This is a genomic window from Streptomyces sp. NPDC051173 (genome assembly GCF_040689515.1).
In the GTDB taxonomy this organism is placed as follows: Bacteria; Actinomycetota; Actinomycetes; order Streptomycetales; family Streptomycetaceae; genus Streptomyces.
Genome location: NZ_JBFBBD010000007.1, coordinates 46,489 through 64,928 on the forward strand (window position 1 = coordinate 46,489; position 18,440 = coordinate 64,928).

The window sequence follows — 18,440 nt, forward strand, 5'->3', positions numbered from 1 at the left end:
GGAAGCCGCCTTCTGAAAACGATGCCCGCACGGCCGGCGGACGCCGGCCGAGCACCCAGTGAACTACGGGTGGGGGGTATCGGGCAACGCGGCACTGAACACCGTTGTCATGTGCTCTGACCTGCGGCGATGCCTATGGCGGCGGCTACGGGTCCGACCTGCGGCGACCGGTCAGGAGCGGGCCTGCGGATGGTGGTGGCACCAGCCTTCCCAGGCCGAGGTGACCATGCTCCGCACCCCGTGCACCGGGCTCCAGCCGAGCTCCTTCGCGATCAGTTCGTTCGAGGCGACGACACGCGCCGGATCACCCGGACGGCGCGGCTCGACGACGGGCGCGGGCTCCGAGCGGCCGGTCACCTCGGCGATCAGCTCCGCCATCTCCCGTACGGACACACCGCTGCCCGTGCCCACGTTCAGCGTGAGGTCGCCCGTGCCCGGCCGCTCCGCGAGCCGCCGGGCGGCCGCCAGGTGGGCGGTGGCCAGGTCCTCGATGTGGATGTAGTCACGGACACAGGTGCCGTCGGGGGTGTCGTAGTCGTCACCGAAGACGCGCGGGCTCTCGCCCCGCGTGAGCCGGTCGAACATCATCGGGATGATGTTGTAGACCCCGGTGTCCGCCAGCTCCGGCACGGCCGCGCCCGCCACGTTGAAATAGCGCAGGCACGCGGTCGACAGGCCGTGCGCGGCCCCGGTGGCGCGAACCAGCCACTCACCGGCGAGCTTGGTCTCGCCGTACGGGTTCATCGGCAGGCACGGCGTCTCCTCCGTGACGAGGTCGACGTCCGGCATGCCGTAGACGGCGGCGGAGGAGGAGAAGACGAAGCTCCCGACGCCCGCCGCGACCACCGCCTCCAGCAGGACCGTCAGGCCGTGCAGGTTCTCCCGGTAGTACAGGAGCGGCTTCTCCACCGACTCCCCGACCTGCTTCTTCGCCGCCAGGTGCACCACTCCGGTGACATCCAGCTCGGCGAACGTGCGGTCCAGGAGCTCACGGTCCAGCACGGAGCCCCGCACCAGCGCGCACTCCGCGGGCAGCCGTCCGGCCACGCCCGTGGACAGGTCGTCCAGCACGGCGACGCGCTCCCCGGCGTCCACCATCGCCCGCGCCACGTGCGCCCCGATGTACCCGGCTCCACCTGTGATCAGCCATGTCATGTCGGCACCCTAATCCAGCCGGGATAAGGGTCCTGTTCCCTTCACCTCTGTCCGCCCCCGCCGTGCCCCTTTCCGCACGCCTCCCGGAACCCCACAGGCGGCCCGAGCGTCCAGTCAGTGTCGGGAAGCCCCGGCACACGTGCGGTGAACGGCGCCTTCCGTTGATCCGATAGCCTCTGCCGACGTGCCCGCACGCCGCCCGCCCCCGTAAGGCCGGCGCGTGCCACGCCCGCTGCCCGGACGCCCCGCGGACCGAGGCGGCCGCATCCGCTTCCAAGGAGTGAGTTCGTCTGTCGACCGCCATCGTCACCGGTTCGCCGCCCGTCGGCTCCTCCCTGGAGGACGACCTGCGGTCCCTGGGCTTCGGCGTACGAGCGGCCGCTGACGCCGCCGCCGTCACCACCGAGCTCGCCGCCGTACCCGCCGACGAGCGGGTCGCGCTCGTCGACGCCCGCTTCGTGGGCCACGTCCACGCCCTGCGGCTGGCGCTCACCGACCCCCGCTTCCCCGCCGCCGCGGTCGAGGGCGCGCTGACAGCGCGGCCCGAGGCCCGCGCCGCCCTGACGCGCGCGGTCACCGGAGCGGCCGCGCCGGACGACGGCTCCGGGGCCGTCCTGCCCGACGCCCTCGCCCACCGGCTGGAGGCCGAGGGCGTCGGCCTGCACCGCCCCGACCTCGGCGTCCTGGTCGCCACCGTGCCGGCCGACGCCGACATCCGGGCCAAGGCCGAGGCCGACGTCCGGGCCGTCGACGACGAGGCCGTACGGCTGCGCTCCGCCGTGAAGTCCCGCGACGGCTTCTTCACCACCTTCTTCATCAGCCCGTACTCCCGCTACCTCGCGCGCTGGTGCGCCCGCCGCGGTTTGACCCCCAACCAGGTCACCACCGCCTCGCTGCTCACCGCGCTGATCGCGGCGGGCTGCGCGGCCACCGGCACCCGGCCCGGCTTCGTCGCCGCGGGTGTGCTGCTCCTCTTCTCCTTCGTCCTGGACTGCACGGACGGCCAGCTCGCCCGCTACTCCCTGCAGTACTCCACGCTCGGCGCCTGGCTCGACGCGACCTTCGACCGCGCGAAGGAGTACGCCTATTACGCGGGCCTCGCCGTCGGCGCGGCCCGCGGCGGCGGCACCGACGACGTCTGGGCGCTCGCGCTGGGCGCGATGGTCCTCCAGACCTGCCGCCACGTCGTCGACTTCTCCTTCAACGAGGCCAACCACGACGCCGCGGCCAACACCAGCCCCACCGCCGCCCTCTCCGACCGGCTCGACAGCGTCGGCTGGACGGTCTGGGCCCGCCGCATGATCGTGCTGCCCATCGGCGAGCGCTGGGCGATGATCGCGGTCCTCACCGCCCTCACCACGCCCCGCGTCGTCTTCTACGCCCTGCTCATCGGCTGCGCGCTGGCCGCCTGCTACACCACCGCGGGCCGCGTGCTGCGCTCCCTGACCCGCAAGGCCCGCCGCACCGACCGCGCCGCCCAGGCGCTCGCCGACCTCGCCGACTCCGGGCCCCTCGCCCGGCTCGCGAGCCGCACGCTCGGCCGGACGATGGCCGCCGGCACCTACAGCGCCCCCTACTGGGCGCTGCTCGGCACCGCCGCGCTCTTCGTCTGGCCGCTGGTCGCGCACACGGTGGGCACCTGGCGGGCCGTGCCGCAGGCCGTCGTCTACGCGATCCTCGCCGGGGTGGCCGTCACCCACCCGCTCAAGGGCCCCCTCGACTGGCTCGTACCGCCGGTGTTCCGGGCCGCCGAGTACGGCATGATCCTCGCCCTCGCCGCCACCTCCGGCGTCCCCGGCGCCCTGCCCGCGGCTTTCGGCCTGGTGGCCGCGGTCGCCTACCATCACTACGACACGGTGTACCGCATCCGCGGTGGCACCGGGGCGCCCCCGCACTGGCTGGTGCGGGCGATCGGCGGGCACGAGGGACGGATCCTGGCGGTCTCGATCGCCGCCGCCCTGTGGCACGACCAAGGTTTCACGATCGCGCTGACGGTCCTCGCGACCGCCATCGCGCTCACGGTGCTCATCGAGAGCATCCGCTTCTGGGTGTCCTCCGGGGCGCCCGCAGTACACGACGAATCAGGAGAACCCGCATGATCGGCCTCGTGCTGGCCGCCGGCGCCGGACGGCGTCTGCGTCCCTACACCGACACTCTGCCCAAGGCCCTGGTGCCGGTGGACGGCGACACGACTATCCTCGACCTCACCCTCGGCAACTTCGCCGAGATCGGCCTGACCGAGGTCGCGATCATCGTCGGTTACCGCAAGGAAGCCGTGTACGCGCGCAAGGAGGCGCTTGAGGCCAAGTACGGCCTCAAGCTCACCCTGATCGACAACGACAAGGCCGAGGAGTGGAACAACGCCTACTCCCTGTGGTGCGGCCGTGACGCCCTCAAGCACGATGTGATCCTCGCCAACGGCGACACCGTGCACCCGGTCTCCGTCGAGAAGACCCTGCTCGCCGCCCGCGGCGACGGCCAGAAGATCATCCTCGCCCTCGACACGGTGAAGCAGCTCGCCGACGAGGAGATGAAGGTCGTCGTGGACCCCGACAAGGGCGTCCAGCGCATCACCAAGCTGATGGACCCGGCCGAGGCCACCGGTGAGTACATCGGCGTCACCCTGATCGAGGGCGAGGCCGCCGCCGACCTGGCGGACGCCCTCAAGGTCACCTTCGAGCGTGACCCCGACCTCTACTACGAGGACGGCTACCAGGAGCTCGTCAACTGCGGCTTCAAGATCGACGTGGCGCCCATCGGCGACGTCAAGTGGGTCGAGATCGACAACCACGACGACCTCGCCAAGGGCAGGGAGATCGCGTGCCAGTACTGACGAGGCTCATCCCCTCGCCGGTCGTCGTCGACATCCGCGCCGGAGCGCTGGACGACCTGGCCGGTGTCCTCGCCGACCAGCGGATCTCCAGCTCCGGCAAGCTGGCCATCGCCATCAGCGGCGGCTCCGGGGCGGTGCTGCGCGAGCGGCTCGCCCCGGCGCTGCCCGGCGCCACCTGGTACGAGGTCGGCGGCGGCACGCTGGACGACGCGATCAAGCTCGGCGACGCCATGAAGAAGGGGCACTACGACGCGGTCGTGGGCCTCGGCGGCGGCAAGATCATCGACTGCGCGAAGTACGCCGCCGCGCGGGTCGGCCTGCCGCTGGTGGCCGTCGCGACCAACCTGTCGCACGACGGCCTCTGCTCGCCGGTCGCCACCCTCGACAACGACGCGGGCCGCGGCTCCTACGGGGTGCCCAACCCCATCGCCGTCGTCATCGACCTCGACGTCATCCGCGAGGCCCCGGCCCGGTTCGTCCGGTCCGGCATCGGCGACGCGATCTCCAACATCTCGTCCGTCGCGGACTGGGAGCTCTCCCACCGCGAGACGGGCGAGTCGATCGACGGCCTGGCCGCCGCCATGGCCCGGCAGGCCGGCGAGGCCGTGCTGCGCCACCCCGGCGGCGTCGGCGACGACGGCTTCCTCCAGGTGCTGGCCGAGGGCCTGGTCCTCACCGGCATCTCGATGTCGGTGGCCGGCGACAGCCGCCCCGCCTCGGGCGCCTGCCACGAGATCAACCACGCCTTCGACCTGCTCTACCCCAAGCGGGCCGCCAGCCACGGCGAGCAGTGCGGCCTCGGCGCCGCCTTCGCGATGTACCTGCGCGGAGCCCGCGCGGAGTCCGCGCTGATGGTCGAGGTGCTGCGCCGCCACGGGCTGCCGGTGCTGCCGCAGGAGATCGGCTTCAGCACCGAGGAGTTCGTCAAGGCCGTGGAGTTCGCCCCGCAGACCCGCCCCGGGCGCTACACGATCCTGGAGCACCTCGACCTCTCCACCGACCAGATCAGGGACGCTTACGCCGACTATGCCAAAACCGTCACTAGCTGAACTCCGTCCGGTCGTTCACCCCGGCGGCCTCAAGGACCGGCGCAGCGGTGAGCACTGGGCCGGGCGCCTGTACATGCGCGAGGTCTCGCTGCGCTGCACCCGGGTGCTGCTGAACAGCAGGCTCACGCCGAACCAGTACACCGGCCTGATGATCCTCGCCGGGGTGGCGGCGGGCGCGGCCCTGCTGGTGCCGGGCCTCACCGGCGCGGTCCTGGGCATGCTGCTCATCCAGCTGTACCTGCTGCTGGACTGCGTCGACGGCGAGCTCGCGCGCTGGCGCAAGGTCACCTCGACGACCGGCGTCTACCTCGACCGGGTGGGTCACTACCTCTCCGAGGCCGCTCTTCTGGTGGGTTTCGGCATCCGCGCGGCGGACGTCTTCCACAAGGACGGCGCCGCCACCCAGTGGCAGTGGGCGTTCCTCGGCACGGTGGCTGCGCTCGGCGCGATCCTGATCAAGGCCGAGACGGACCTGGTCGACGTGGCCCGCGCCCGCAGCGGCATGACGGCCGTGGAGGACTCCGCGGCCACGCCCCGCTCGTCCGGCATGGCGCTGGCCCGCAAGGCCGCGGCCGCGCTGAAGTTCCACCGGCTCGTCGGCGGCGTCGAGGCGTCGCTGCTGATCCTGGTCGCCGGCATCGCGGACTTCTTCCATCACGACCTGTTGTTCACCCGGATCGCGGTCGTCCTGCTCGCGGCCGTCGCCGTCCTGCAGACTGTGCTGCACCTCGTGTCCATCCTCGCTTCGAGCAGGCTCAAATGAGTGCCCCCTCACTGAAGGTCGGGGCGGTCGTCCTCACCATGGGCAACCGCCCCGCCGAGCTGCGCGCGCTGCTGGAGTCCGTGGCCAAGCAGGACGGCGACCCGATCGAGGTCGTCGTCGTCGGCAACGGCTCCCCGCTGCCCCCGCTCGCCGTGCCCGGACTCACCGTGCGGACGGTGGAGCTGTCCGAGAACGTCGGCATCCCGGCCGGGCGCAACGTCGGCATCGAGGCGTTCGGCCCCGCCGGGCGCGACGTCGACGTGCTGCTCTTCCTGGACGACGACGGACTGCTCCCCGGCCAGGACACCGCCGAGCTGTGCCGGCGGGCCTTCACCGACGACCCGCGGCTGGGCATCATCAGCTTCCGCATCGCCGACCCCGACACCGGGGTCACCCAGCGCCGCCACGTACCCCGGCTGCGCGCCTCGGACCCCTTGCGGTCCTCGCGGGTGACGACCTTCCTCGGGGGCGCCAACGCCGCCCGTACCCGGGTCTTCGCCGAGGTCGGCGGGCTGCCCGACGACTTCTTCTACGCGCACGAGGAGACCGACCTCGCCTGGCGGGCCCTCGACGCGGGCTGGATGATCGACTACCGCGCGGACATGGTGCTCCACCACCCGACGACGGCCCCGAGCCGGCACGCGGTCTACCACCGGATGGTCGCCCGCAACCGGGTGTGGCTGGCGCGGCGCAATCTGCCCGCGCCCCTCGTCCCGGTCTACGTCGGGGTGTGGCTGCTGCTGACGCTGGCGCGGCGGCCCTCGCCGCCCGCGCTGCGCGCCTGGTTCGGCGGCTTCCGGGAGGGCTGGTCGACGCCGTGCGGTCCACGCCGTCCCATGAAGTGGCGTACCGTGTGGCGCCTGACCCGACTGGGTCGCCCTCCCGTGATCTGACAAGCTCTTGTCGATGAGCATCAGGCGCGACCCGGGGCCCGGCCCCGGGAGCGCACCTTGAGGACGAAAGTGTCAACTGTGAGCGAGACAACGCACGACGGTGCGGTCGCCATGAGTGCCCCGCCATCACCCGACGACGGACTCTCCGCCGCCGAGCTGGCCCAGAAGTACGGCCTCGCGGTGAGCGGTGCCCGGCCCGGGCTGGTGGAGTACGCGCGGCAGCTGTGGGACCGACGGCACTTCGTCGTCGCCTTCTCCCGCGCCAAGCTGACCGCTCAGTACAGCCAGGCCAAGCTGGGTCAGGTGTGGCAGGTGGCGACCCCGCTGCTGAACGCCACGGTGTACTTCCTGATCTTCGGCCTGTTGATGGGCCAGAGCAAGGGCATGGGCATCAAGACGTACATCCCGTTCCTCGTGACGGGCATCTTCGTCTTCACCTTCACCCAGAGCTCGGCGATGTCGGGCGTCCGGTCGATCTCCGGCAATCTGGGGCTGGTGCGGGCCCTGCACTTCCCGCGGGCGGCGCTGCCCATCTCCTTCGCGCTCCAGCAGCTCCAGCAGCTGATGTTCTCGATGGTGGTGCTCTTCGCCTTCCTGCTCGGGTTCGGGCACACCCCGCAGCTGTCCTGGCTGCTGATCGTCCCGATCCTGGCGCTGCAGTTCGTCTTCAACACCGGCCTGGCGATGGTCCTGGCCCGCCTGGGCAGCAAGACCCCCGACCTGGCACAGCTGCTGCCGTTCATCCTGCGTACGTGGATGTACGCGTCCGGCGTGATGTACAACCTGGTCGAGGCGCTCAAGAAGCAGCACTCCCCGGGGTGGCTCATCGACGTGCTGAGCGCGAACCCGGCGGCCGTCTTCATCAACCTGATGCGTTCCTCCCTGATCAGCGGCCACGCCGCGCACAAGCACATCGACCTGCCGCCGCACGTGTGGGCGCTGGCCGTCGGCTGGTCGCTGCTGATCGGCATCGGGGGCTTCGTGTTCTTCTGGAAGGCTGAGGAGCAGTACGGCCGTGGCTGAGCAGAACAGCGTCGCGAAGGCGCCCATGTCGACCTCCCAGGTGCCGACCGTGATCGCGGACGACGTGCACATCGTCTACCGCGTCTACGGCGGCAACACGGGCCGGGGCAGCGCCACCGCGGCCCTCAACCGGCTCGTCCGGCGCAAGCCCAACGCGGGCGTGCGCGAGGTGCACGCCGTCAAGGGTGTGAGCTTCACCGCCTACCGCGGGGAGGCGATCGGCCTGATCGGGTCCAACGGCTCCGGCAAGTCGACCCTCCTGAAGGCGATCGCCGGACTGCTGCCCACCGAGCGCGGCAAGGTCTACACCGACGGCCAGCCCTCGCTGCTGGGCGTCAACGCGGCCATGATGAACGACCTCACCGGCGAGAAGAACGTGATGCTCGGCGGCCTGGCGATGGGCATGAGCCGGGAGCAGATCCGCGAGCGCTACCAGGAGATCGTCGACTTCTCGGGCATCAACGAGAAGGGCGACTTCATCACCCTGCCCATGCGCACCTACTCCTCCGGCATGGCGGCCCGCCTGCGGTTCTCCATCGCGGCGGCCAAGGACCACGACGTGCTGATGATCGACGAGGCGCTGGCCACCGGCGACCGGTCCTTCCAGAAGCGCTCCGAGGCCCGCGTCCGCGAGCTGCGCAAGGACGCCGGCACCGTCTTCCTCGTGAGCCACAACAACCGGTCCATCCGCGACACCTGCGACCGCGTGCTCTGGCTCGAACACGGCCAGCTGCTCATGGACGGACCCACGGAGGAAGTCGTACGGGCCTACGAGAAGGAGACGGCCCGCTAGTCCGGCGGGACCGGCAACGCCCCCGAGGCCCCCGCTGTGACGCGTTCGGCGGGGGCCTTGACCTTTCCGTAACGATCAACTCACTTATTGACAGGGTTGATTCGTTCGCCACGTGGCATTGTATGGATCAAGCACCTACCCGGGCGCGCGTCGGACACCTGTACGGCGTACGCTGTACCGTGCTGATTTGCGGAGAAGCAGGGCGATACCGGTGTATCTCCGTCCGCGGAGATGGCTCCGCGGGTGGTCAGCGGGAGGTGCCGAGGGGGAGCAGGGGGAGGGCCTGCCCTGCGGCGTGTCCGAAATGGGATGTTCTGGGTCGGCAGTGTAGAACGGGAGATGTGACGGCAATGGCTACGGGAACTCTCCAGCTCCGAGGCGTGTCCGCCGTCCCCGGTCCGGGCAGCCCGCGGTGACGGCGGGGACGGACGCGCACGAGCGCGCCGTGCTCGACAAGGCCGCGCACGAGAACTTCCCCGTGGCGCCCTTCTTCGTGCCGCGCGCCTGGCGGGACGATCTCATGGCCGTCTACGGTTTCGCCAGACTCGTGGACGACATCGGTGACGGCGATCTCGCCCCCGGCGGCCGCGACGCCGAACTGCTCGGCCTCCACCGCGAGCAGTCCGACGACCGTCCCGCCATGCTCGACGCCTTCGAGGCCGACCTGCACCGGGTCTTCGACCGCTCCGGCACGGGACCGCGCCACCCCCTGCTGCTCCGTCTGCGGCCCACCGTCCGCCGGTGCGGCCTGACCCCGGAGCCCTTCCTGGGCCTGATCGAGGCGAACCGCCAGGACCAGCGCGTCCGCCGCTACGCCACCTACCAGGACCTGCTCGCCTACTGCGAGCTGTCCGCCAATCCCGTCGGTCGCCTGGTCCTGGGCATCACCGGCACCGCAAGCCCCGAGCGGATCCGCCGCTCGGACGCGGTCTGCACAGCTCTGCAGATCGTCGAACACCTGCAGGACGTCGCCGAGGATCTCGGGCGCGACCGCGTCTATCTCCCGGCCGAGGACATGAAACGCTTCCGCGTCGGCGAGGCCGACCTCGCCCGTCCCACCAGCGGCGCGTCGTTGCGCGCCCTGGTCGCGTACGAGGCGGAACGCGCCGGGGAACTGCTGAATGAAGGCACCCCCCTGGTGGGTAGCGTCCACGGCAGGTTGAAGCTGTTGCTCGCGGGGTTCGTGGGCGGGGGGAGGGCCGCGCTCAGAGCGGTTTCCGCCGCGGGATACGACGTACTGCCGGGACCGCCCAAGCCCACCAAGCTCAGCCTGCTGCGCGAGGTGGGAGCGACACTGCGAAGAGAGGGGTGAGCGGGACCGTGAACGGATCGCCAGACGCGTCCGCGCCGGTACTCGCCGCGTACAGCTACTGCGAGGCAGTCACCGGACAGCAGGCCGGTAACTTCAGCTACGGCATCAGGCTTCTGCCGACCGCCAAGCGGCGCGCCATGTCGGCGCTGTACGCCTTCTCGCGGCGGGTCGACGACATCGGCGACGGCCCACTGGACGCGGAATCGAAGCGGCACCGGCTCGAGGAGACCCGGGCCCTGCTCGCCCGCATCAGGGAGGGCAAGGTCGAGGAGGACGACACCGACCCGGTGGCCGTCGCGCTCACCCATGCCGCGCGGCGCTTCCCGATCCCGCTCGGCGGGCTCGACGAGCTCATCGACGGCGTGCAGATGGATGTGCGCGGGGAGACCTATGAGACGTGGGACGACCTCGCGGCGTACTGCCGCTGTGTCGCGGGCGCCATCGGACGGCTCTCGCTCGGGGTGTTCGGCACCGTGCCCGGCGCACGGGACGCCGCGCGCGCCGCGGAGTATGCGGACACGCTCGGGCTCGCGCTCCAGCTGACCAACATCCTGCGCGACGTCCGCGAGGACGCGGCCAACGGCCGCACCTATCTGCCCTCCGACGACCTCGCCAAGTTCGGCTGCTCCGCGGGCTTCCACTCCGTGCGGCCGCCCGCCGGATCCGACTTCACGGGGCTGGTGCACTTCGAAGTGCGGCGCGCCCGCGCGCTGTTCGCCGAGGGCACCAAGCTGCTGCCCATGCTCGACCGGCGCAGCGGCGCCTGCGTCGCCGCCATGTCGGGTATCTACCGCAGACTCCTGGACCGCATCGCCCAGGACCCCGAGGCGGTGCTGCGCGGCCGGGTCTCGCTCCCGGGGCGCGAGAAGGTCTATGTCGCCGTGCGCGGCCTGTCCGGCCTCGACGCCCGTGGCGTCGACCGGCGGACCGCCGGGGGGCGCACTTGATGCGCCCTACTCCCACCGGTGGGCGGTGTGCAACCCTCCGGCGATCGCACACGTCACTGACAGCAGCCGAGGGGGTGGGCGCATGACGGCTCCACGGACGACGACGAGATCCGAGCGGCAGCGCTCGGACGCGGAGGGCCGCCCCGTGGGCGCGGCCGCGGTGGTCGTCGGCGGCGGCCTCGCCGGCGTCACCGCCGCGCTCGGACTCGCCGACGCCGGGCTGCGGGTCACCCTCGTCGAGGGCCGCCCCCGGCTGGGCGGGCTCGCCTTCTCCTTCCGTCGTGGTGAACTGACGATCGACAACGGACAGCACGTCTACCTGCGCTGCTGCACCGCCTACCGGTGGTTCCTCGACCGCGTCGACGCCGCCGAACTCGCCCCGCTGCAACAGCGGCTGGACGTCCCGGTGCTGGATGTCGGCCACCCCTCCGGGCGGCCGCGCCTCGGCCGGCTGCGCCGCGCGCAGCTGCCCGTGCCCCTGCACCTCGCCGCGAGCCTCGCCACCTACCCGCACCTCTCGCTCGCCGAGCGGGCCAAGGTGGGGCGCGCCGCGCTGGCCCTCGGCGGCCTCGACCTCGACGACCCCGCCCTGGACGGCGAGGACTTCGCGAGCTGGCTGCACCGCCACGGCCAGTCGGACCGCGCGATCGAGGCCCTGTGGGACCTCGTCGGCGTCGCCACGCTCAACGCCACCGCCGACCGGTCCTCGCTGGGCCTGGCCGCCAAGGTCTTCAAGACCGGGCTGCTGTCCGAGCCGGGCGCCGCCGACATCGGCTGGGCCCGCGTACCGCTCGGCGAGCTGCACGACGTCCGCGCCCGCGCCGCTCTCGACAAGGCCGGCGTGCGCACCGAGCTGCGCACCCGCGCCACCGCGATCACCCGGGGCGAGGACGGCGGCTGGCACGTCGACATCGAGGCCGGACCGGGCGGCGCCGAGCGGCTCGCCGCCGCCACCGTCGTGCTCGCCGTGCCCCAGCGCGAGGCCCACGGCCTGCTGCCCGAGGGCGCGCTCGACGACCCCGACCGGCTGCTGGACATCGGCACCGCGCCGATCCTCAACCTCCACGTCGTATACGACCGCAAAGTTCTGCGCCAGCCGTTCTTCACGGCGCTCGGCTCGCCGGTGCAGTGGGTCTTCGACCGCACGGACTCCTCCGGACTCGGCGCCCGCGCCGACGGCGGCCAGTACCTGGCCATCTCCCAGTCGGCCGCGTACGACGACATCGACCGGCCCGTCGCCGAGCTCCGCGAGCGCTATCTTCCCGAGCTGGAGCGCCTGTTGCCCGCGGCACGCGGCGCCGGCGTACGGGACTTCTTCGTGACCCGGGAGCGGACAGCGACGTTCGCCCCCACTCCGGGCGTCGGCCGGCTGCGGCCGCACGCCCCCACGAACGCGCCCGGCCTCTGGCTGGCCGGTGCGTGGACCGCCACCGGCTGGCCCGCGACCATGGAGGGCGCGGTGCGCAGCGGTGTCGACGCCGTCGGCGCGGCACTCTCCGAGCTCGGCCTACCCCGCCGGAACCCCTTGTGGGAGGCGGCATGAACGAGGCGAGCCACCCAGGCGTGCCGCCCCGCGAAGGGGCGCGCACGAGCACGACCACCAGAGGAGAGACCGTGACTTCGGCGATCCCAGCTGTCGACACCGCAGGCGTCAACGCCCTGCTGGAGCGCGGACGGACGCTTGCCACGCCGGTGCTGCGTGCTGCCGTGAACCGGCTCGCGCCGCCCATGGACACCGTCGCCGCCTATCACTTCGGCTGGATCGACGCCGAGGGCCGGCCGGCGCACGGCGACGGCGGCAAGGCCGTACGTCCCGCTCTCGCCCTGCTCTCGGCCGAGGCCGCGGGCGCCCGTCCCGAGGTGGGCATCCCCGGCGCCGTCGCAGTGGAGCTCGTGCACAACTTCTCGCTGCTCCACGACGACCTGATGGACGGCGACGAGCAGCGCAGGCACCGCGACACCGTGTGGAAGGTGTACGGCCCCGAGCAGGCCATCCTGGTCGGTGACGCACTGTTCGCGCTCGCGAACGAGGTGCTGCTGGAGCTCGGCACCGTCGAGGCGGGCCGCGCCACCCGGCGTCTGACCACCGCCACCCGCAAGCTGATCGACGGTCAGGCCCAGGACATCTCCTACGAGCACCGCGAGCGGGTCACCGTCGAGGAGTGCCTGGAGATGGAGGGCAACAAGACGGGTGCCCTGCTCGCCTGCGCGGTCTCCATCGGCGCGGTCCTCGGCGGCGCCGACGACCGCACGGCCGACACCCTGGAGGCGTACGGCTACCACCTCGGCCTCGCCTTCCAGGCCGTGGACGACCTGCTCGGCATCTGGGGCGACCCGGAGGCCACCGGCAAGCAGACCTGGAGCGACCTGCGCCAGCGCAAGAAGTCGCTCCCGGTCGTCGCCGCTCTCGCGGCGGGCGGCCCGGCCTCGGCCCGGCTCGCCGACATCCTCGCCGCTGACGCCAAGCTCAGCGACGCCCAGTCCGCCGACTTCGACGAGGAAGAATTCGCCAGCCGCGCGGCGTTGATCGAGGAGGCGGGCGGCCGGGAGTGGACCTCCCAGGAAGCCCGCCGCCAGCACGCCACCGCGATCGAGGCGCTCAACGGAGTCGACATGCCCACCGAGGTCCGCGCGCAGCTGACCGCGCTCGCCGACTTCGTCGTCGTACGAAAGAGATGATCACCATTCACCCGATCTGACAGATCGCAGTCGCCGGCCGACGCCCTGACGGAGCGTCGGCCGACGGAGCCCCCAGCACGGCAGAGAAGAAAGATCACTGCAAAAAGGGGAAACCATGACAGCGACGACCGACGGAAGCACCGGGGCCCTCGCGCCCCGCGCAGCCGCGGCCAACGAAAGCACCACAGCATCACCCCCGCTCCCGGCCGGCGGGGTCACCGTCGCGACGGCCGCCGAGCGGGCCACGGCCCGGGCCGTGGAACACCTCCTGGCCCGTCAGGACGCCGAGGGGTGGTGGAAGGGCGACCTGGCGACCAACGTCACCATGGACGCCGAAGACCTGCTGCTCCGTCAGTTCCTGGGGATCCAGGACGAGAAGACCACGCGGGCGGCGGCCCTCTTCATCCGGTCCGAGCAGCGGCCGGACGGCACCTGGGCCACCTTCCACGGCGGACCGGGAGAGCTCTCCGCCACCGTCGAGGCGTATGTCGCCCTGCGGCTCGCCGGGGACACCCCCGACGCCCCGCACATGGCCGCCGCCTCCGAGTGGATCCGCGCCCAGGGCGGCATCGCGGCCGCCCGCGTCTTCACCCGGATCTGGCTCGCGCTCTTCGGCTGGTGGAAGTGGGACGACCTCCCCGAGCTGCCACCCGAGATCATGTATCTGCCGAAGTGGGTCCCGCTCAACATCTACGACTTCGGCTGCTGGGCCCGGCAGACCATCGTGCCGCTGACCGTCGTCTCGGCCAAGCGCCCCGTACGGCCCGCGCCGTTCGCCCTGGACGAGCTGCACACCGACCCGGCACGGCCCAACCCCCCGCGCCCGCAGGCGCCCCTCGCCAGCTGGGACGGCGTCTTCCAGCGCCTGGACAAGGCGCTCCACCAGTACCGCAGGTTCCCGCTCGGCCGGGTGCGCCGCAAGGCGCTCGACGCGGCCGCCCGCTGGATCATCGAGCGGCAGGAGAACGACGGCTGCTGGGGCGGCATCCAGCCACCCGCGGTCTACTCCGTCATCGCCCTCCACCTCCTCGGCTACGACCTCGACCACCCCGTGCTCCGCGCCGGGCTGGAGTCGCTGGACCGTTTCGCCGTCTGGCGGGAGGACGGCTCGCGGATGATCGAGGCTTGCCAGTCGCCCGTCTGGGACACCTGCCTCGCCGCCATCGCCCTGGCCGACGCCGGGGTGCCGTCCGACCACCCGGCGCTCGTCAAGGCCGTCGACTGGATGCTGGACGAGCAGATCGACCGGCCCGGCGACTGGGTCGTGCGACGGCCCGAACTGGCCCCGGGCGGCTGGGCGTTCGAGTTCCACAACGACAACTACCCCGACATCGACGACACCGCCGAGGTGGTCCTCGCGCTGAAGCGCGTCGCGCACCCCGACCCCGCGCGGGTCGAGGCCGCGATCCGGCGCGCGGCCCGCTGGAACCTCGGGATGCAGTCGAAGAACGGCGCCTGGGCGGCCTTCGACGCCGACAACACCAGCCCCTTCCCCAACCGGCTGCCGTTCTGCGACTTCGGCGAGGTCGTCGACCCGCCGTCCGCGGACGTCACGGCGCACGTGGTGGAGATGCTGGCGGTCCTCGGGCAGCAGCACCACCCGCGCACCCGGCGCGGCATCGAGTGGCTGCTCGCCGAACAGGAGGAGAACGGCGCCTGGTTCGGCCGCTGGGGCGTGAACTACGTCTACGGCACCGGCTCCGTGCTGCCCGCCCTGGCCGCCGCGGGCATCCCCGCCTCCCACCCGGCCGTCCGCCGGGCCGTGCGCTGGCTGGAGAGCGTGCAGAACGCCGACGGCGGCTGGGGCGAGGACCTGCGCTCCTACCGCGACCCCGAGTGGATCGGGCGCGGTGCCTCCACCCCCTCGCAGACGGCGTGGGCGCTGATGGCCCTGCTGTCGGCGGGCGAGCGGGAGAGCAAGGCCGTCGAGCGCGGCGTCGCGTATCTCGTGGAGACCCAGACCGAGGACGGCACCTGGGACGAGCCGTACTTCACCGGCACCGGGTTCCCGTGGGACTTCTCCATCAACTACCACCTCTACCGGCAGGTGTTCCCCGTCACGGCCCTCGGCCGCTACGTGCACGGGGAGCCCTTCACCCCGAACCGCCGGGAGGCGTGATGACCACGGGCACGGGTCCTGCGTCCGCACCGCTGCTGATCGCCTGCGCGCTCGGCATCGAGCGCCTCGCCCTGCGCGGCGGCGGCCTCGGCGGTGCGGCCGGACCCGTGACCGTCCTGCGTACCGGCATGGGCCCGCACGCCGCGGACCAGGCCGTCACGCAAGCGCTCGGTGACGGCACGGCCATGCGGGACGCGGCCGTGATCGCCACCGGATTCTGCGCCGGCCTGGCTCCCGGGATGCACCCCGGGGACCTGGTCGTCGCCGACGAGACACACGACCGCGAGGGCCGCACCGAGTGCTCCGGCGTCGAGCTGCTCGCCAAGGAGCTCGCCCGGGCCGTGCCCAAGCGCGTCATCCACACCGGCCCGCTCGTGGGCTCGGACCACGTCGTACGGGGCGCGGAACGCTCGGCACTGCACGCCGCGGGCGCGATCGCGGTGGACATGGAGTCCGCCGCCACGCTCCGGAGCGCCGTGCGGATGGGCCCGCGCCCCGTTGCGGCCGTCCGGGTGGTCGTGGACGCTCCAGAACATGAACTCGTACGAATCGGGACGTTGCGGGGTGGAATATCAGCCTTCCGGGTGCTCCGCACCGTCCTTCCCGCATTTATCGAATGGCACCGATCTTTACTGCTCCCCAGGAGGTGAGCCAGATGGCCATGCCGCTCCGTCAGTCCATCCGGGTGGGTACCTACCTTTTTGAACAGAAGCTGCGCAAGCGGGAGAAGTTCCCCCTGATCGTGGAACTCGAACCGCTCTTCGCGTGCAACCTGAAGTGCGAGGGCTGCGGCAAGATCCAGCACCCGGCGGGCGTGCTCAAGCAGCGCATGCCCGTTGCCCAGGCCGTGGGTGCCGTGCTGGAATCCGGCGCGCCGATGGTGTCCATCGCCGGTGGCGAGCCCTTGATGCACCCCCAGATCGATGAAATCGTCCGGCAGCTGGTCGCCAAGCGTAAATATGTCTTCCTGTGCACCAACGCGTTGTTGATGCGCAAGAAGATGGAGAAATTCACCCCCTCCCCCTATTTCGCGTTCGCGGTGCACATCGACGGGCTGCGGGAGCGGCACGACGAGTCCGTTGCGAAGGAGGGCGTCTTCGACGAGGCGGTGGAGGCGATCAAGGAGGCCAAGCGGCGTGGCTTCCGGGTGACCACCAACTCCACCTTCTTCAACACCGACACCCCGCAGACCATCGTCGACGTGCTCGACTTCCTCAACGACGAGCTCCAGGTCGACGAGATGATGCTCTCGCCCGCCTATGCCTACGAGAAGGCTCCCGACCAGGACCACTTCCTCGGCGTCGAGCAGACCCGTGAGCTCTTCAAGAAGGCGTTCTCCGGCGGCAACCGCGCCCGCTGGCGGCTCAACCACAGCCCGCTCTTCCTGGACTTCCTGGAGGGCAAGGTCGATTTCCCGTGCACCGCCTGGGCGATCCCCAATTACTCCCTCTTCGGGTGGCAGCGCCCCTGCTACCTGATGAGCGACGGCTATGTGCCGACGTACCGGGAGCTGATCGAGGAAACCGACTGGGACAAGTACGGCCGCGGCAAGGACCCCCGCTGCGACAACTGCATGGCGCACTGCGGCTATGAGCCCACGGCGGTCCTCGCCACCATGGGATCGCTGAAGGAGTCGCTGCGCGCGGTCCGCGAGAGCGTCGCAGGAAACCGGAGCTGACCGCCATGGGATCCTCGGAGCCGGTCTCTCTGGGGCTCCCCGGCGTGCCGGCCCGGCCGCTCGCGATGCGCCGCACCTCGCGGCGCATCCAGGTCGGGCCGGTGGCGGTCGGCGGGGGAGCACCGGTGTCGGTGCAGTCGATGACCACGACCGTGACGGCCGACGTCGGCGCCACGCTCCAGCAGATCGCGGAGCTCACGGCGGCGGGCTGTCAGATCGTGCGGGTGGCGTGTCCCTCGCAGGACGACGCCGAGGCGCTGCCGGTGATCGCGAAGAAGTCGCAGATCCCGGTCATCGCGGACATCCACTTCCAGCCGAAGTACGTCTTCGCCGCGATCGACGCGGGCTGTGCGGCGGTGCGGGTGAATCCGGGCAACATCCGCCAGTTCGACGACAAGGTGCGTGAGATCGCCAAGGCGGCGTCGGACGCGGGCACCCCGATCCGGATCGGCGTCAACGCCGGTTCCCTGGACCGGCGGTTGCTGGAGAAGTACGGCAAGGCCACTCCGGAGGCGCTGGTCGAGTCCGCCCTGTGGGAGGCGTCCCTCTTCGAGGAGCACGGCTTCCGCGACATCAAGATCTCGGTCAAGCACAACGACCCGGTCGTCATGGTCAACGCCTACCGGCAGCTGGCCGCCCAGTGCGACTACCCCCTCCACCTCGGCGTGACGGAGGCGGGTCCGGCGTTCCAGGGCACCATCAAGTCGGCCGTCGCCTTCGGGGCGTTGCTCTCGGAGGGGATCGGGGACACCATCCGCGTCTCCCTGTCGGCCCCGCCGGCCGAGGAGATCAAGGTCGGCATGCAGATCCTGGAGTCGCTCGGGCTGCGGGAGCGCCGCCTGGAGATCGTCTCGTGTCCGTCCTGCGGCCGCGCGCAGGTGGACGTGTACAAGCTGGCGGACGAGGTGTCCGCCGGCCTGGAGGGCATGGAGGTCCCGCTGCGCGTCGCCGTGATGGGCTGTGTGGTCAACGGCCCGGGTGAGGCGCGCGAGGCGGACCTCGGTGTGGCCTCCGGCAACGGCAAGGGCCAGATCTTCGTCAAGGGCGAGGTCGTCAGGACCGTCCCCGAGTCGAAGATCGTGGAGACGCTGATCGACGAGGCGATGAAGATCGCCGAGGACATGGCGGCGGCGGGCGTCGCCTCCGGCGTGCCCGACGTCACCGTCGGCTGACCGCCGGCGTCGTACCGCGGGGGG

The 18,440-nt window shown here is 71.6% G+C and carries 16 protein-coding genes; 15 read left to right on the forward strand and 1 reads right to left on the reverse strand.

The features are described from left to right. Window positions 1-171 precede the first annotated feature (171 nt). Window positions 172-1,155, reverse strand: coding sequence for a UDP-glucose 4-epimerase GalE (gene galE / locus AB0435_RS06790; protein ID WP_366003861.1), 984 nt, complete (start codon window positions 1,153-1,155; stop codon window positions 172-174). Window positions 1,156-1,445: 290 nt separating this feature from the next. Between galE and AB0435_RS06795 the strand changes: the two genes are divergently transcribed. From AB0435_RS06795 to ispG, 15 genes are all read left to right on the forward strand, one after another. Further along, window positions 1,446-3,254 carry a DUF5941 domain-containing protein gene (locus AB0435_RS06795; protein WP_366003886.1) on the forward strand — a complete coding sequence of 603 codons (1,809 nt, stop codon included), beginning with the start codon at window positions 1,446-1,448 and terminating at the stop codon, window positions 3,252-3,254. Further along, window positions 3,251-3,988, forward strand: a complete 738-nt coding sequence (locus AB0435_RS06800) for a phosphocholine cytidylyltransferase family protein (RefSeq protein WP_366426381.1) — start codon at window positions 3,251-3,253, stop codon at window positions 3,986-3,988. The genes AB0435_RS06795 and AB0435_RS06800 overlap by 4 nt, the downstream gene beginning before the upstream one ends. After that, window positions 3,976-5,037: an iron-containing alcohol dehydrogenase family protein gene (locus AB0435_RS06805; protein ID WP_366003859.1), complete on the forward strand. Its 1,062-nt coding sequence runs from the start codon at window positions 3,976-3,978 to the stop codon at window positions 5,035-5,037. Before AB0435_RS06800 ends, AB0435_RS06805 begins: the two co-directional genes overlap by 13 nt. Next, the gene (locus tag AB0435_RS06810; RefSeq protein ID WP_366003858.1) at window positions 5,015-5,800 is read left to right on the forward strand and encodes a CDP-alcohol phosphatidyltransferase family protein; all 786 of its coding nucleotides are present in this window, start codon (window positions 5,015-5,017) and stop codon (window positions 5,798-5,800) included. Before AB0435_RS06805 ends, AB0435_RS06810 begins: the two co-directional genes overlap by 23 nt. Then, complete coding sequence (locus tag AB0435_RS06815; protein ID WP_366003857.1) at window positions 5,797-6,693, forward strand: glycosyltransferase; 897 nt, start codon at window positions 5,797-5,799, stop codon at window positions 6,691-6,693. The genes AB0435_RS06810 and AB0435_RS06815 overlap by 4 nt, the downstream gene beginning before the upstream one ends. Before the next feature lie 78 nt (window positions 6,694-6,771). After that, window positions 6,772-7,716, forward strand: a complete 945-nt coding sequence (locus tag AB0435_RS06820) for an ABC transporter permease (RefSeq protein ID WP_366003856.1) — start codon at window positions 6,772-6,774, stop codon at window positions 7,714-7,716. 25 nt (window positions 7,717-7,741) lie between these two features. Next, window positions 7,742-8,509, forward strand: a complete 768-nt coding sequence (locus tag AB0435_RS06825) for an ABC transporter ATP-binding protein (RefSeq protein ID WP_301894260.1) — start codon at window positions 7,742-7,744, stop codon at window positions 8,507-8,509. Between the two features lie 445 nt (window positions 8,510-8,954). Next, complete coding sequence (gene hpnC / locus AB0435_RS06830) at window positions 8,955-9,821, forward strand: squalene synthase HpnC (RefSeq protein WP_366003885.1); 867 nt, start codon at window positions 8,955-8,957, stop codon at window positions 9,819-9,821. Further along, window positions 9,818-10,768: a presqualene diphosphate synthase HpnD gene (gene hpnD / locus AB0435_RS06835; RefSeq protein WP_366003854.1), complete on the forward strand. Its 951-nt coding sequence runs from the start codon at window positions 9,818-9,820 to the stop codon at window positions 10,766-10,768. The genes hpnC and hpnD overlap by 4 nt, the downstream gene beginning before the upstream one ends. 82 nt (window positions 10,769-10,850) lie before the next feature. Next, a complete protein-coding gene (hpnE, locus tag AB0435_RS06840) occupies window positions 10,851-12,311 on the forward strand; it encodes a hydroxysqualene dehydroxylase HpnE (RefSeq protein WP_366003853.1) in 1,461 nt (486 codons plus the stop codon). A 71-nt stretch (window positions 12,312-12,382) separates the two neighbouring features. Further along, the gene (locus AB0435_RS06845; RefSeq protein WP_366003852.1) at window positions 12,383-13,447 is read left to right on the forward strand and encodes a polyprenyl synthetase family protein; all 1,065 of its coding nucleotides are present in this window, start codon (window positions 12,383-12,385) and stop codon (window positions 13,445-13,447) included. A 115-nt stretch (window positions 13,448-13,562) separates the two neighbouring features. Then, window positions 13,563-15,566 carry a squalene--hopene cyclase gene (gene shc, locus AB0435_RS06850; protein ID WP_366003851.1) on the forward strand — a complete coding sequence of 668 codons (2,004 nt, stop codon included), beginning with the start codon at window positions 13,563-13,565 and terminating at the stop codon, window positions 15,564-15,566. Next, a complete protein-coding gene (locus tag AB0435_RS06855) occupies window positions 15,566-16,216 on the forward strand; it encodes a 1-hydroxy-2-methyl-2-butenyl 4-diphosphate reductase (protein ID WP_361527171.1) in 651 nt (216 codons plus the stop codon). The genes shc and AB0435_RS06855 overlap by 1 nt, the downstream gene beginning before the upstream one ends. Window positions 16,217-16,221: 5 nt before the next feature. Further along, entirely contained in the window at window positions 16,222-17,244 is a 1,023-nt protein-coding gene (gene hpnH, locus AB0435_RS06860; protein ID WP_366003850.1) for an adenosyl-hopene transferase HpnH, read from the forward strand. A gap of 5 nt (window positions 17,245-17,249) precedes the next feature. Next, entirely contained in the window at window positions 17,250-18,416 is a 1,167-nt protein-coding gene (ispG, locus tag AB0435_RS06865) for a flavodoxin-dependent (E)-4-hydroxy-3-methylbut-2-enyl-diphosphate synthase (RefSeq protein ID WP_366426382.1), read from the forward strand. Window positions 18,417-18,440 lie beyond the last annotated feature (24 nt).

Excerpts from the sequence above, each read along its gene's own strand:
- ispG (WP_366426382.1), top strand. The coding sequence starts at position 17,250 with ATGGGATCCTCGGAGCCGGTCTCTCTGGGGCTCCCCGGCGTGCCGGCC.
- AB0435_RS06825 (WP_301894260.1), top strand. The coding sequence starts at position 7,742 with ATGTCGACCTCCCAGGTGCCGACCGTGATCGCGGACGACGTGCACATC.
- AB0435_RS06855 (WP_361527171.1), top strand. The coding sequence starts at position 15,566 with ATGACCACGGGCACGGGTCCTGCGTCCGCACCGCTGCTGATCGCCTGC.
- hpnE (WP_366003853.1), top strand. The coding sequence starts at position 10,851 with ATGACGGCTCCACGGACGACGACGAGATCCGAGCGGCAGCGCTCGGAC.
- shc (WP_366003851.1), top strand. The coding sequence starts at position 13,563 with ATGACAGCGACGACCGACGGAAGCACCGGGGCCCTCGCGCCCCGCGCA.
- AB0435_RS06800 (WP_366426381.1), top strand. The coding sequence starts at position 3,251 with ATGATCGGCCTCGTGCTGGCCGCCGGCGCCGGACGGCGTCTGCGTCCC.
- AB0435_RS06810 (WP_366003858.1), top strand. The coding sequence starts at position 5,015 with ATGCCAAAACCGTCACTAGCTGAACTCCGTCCGGTCGTTCACCCCGGC.
- galE (WP_366003861.1), bottom strand. The coding sequence starts at position 1,155 with ATGACATGGCTGATCACAGGTGGAGCCGGGTACATCGGGGCGCACGTG.
- hpnH (WP_366003850.1), top strand. The coding sequence starts at position 16,222 with ATGGCCATGCCGCTCCGTCAGTCCATCCGGGTGGGTACCTACCTTTTT.
- AB0435_RS06815 (WP_366003857.1), top strand. The coding sequence starts at position 5,797 with ATGAGTGCCCCCTCACTGAAGGTCGGGGCGGTCGTCCTCACCATGGGC.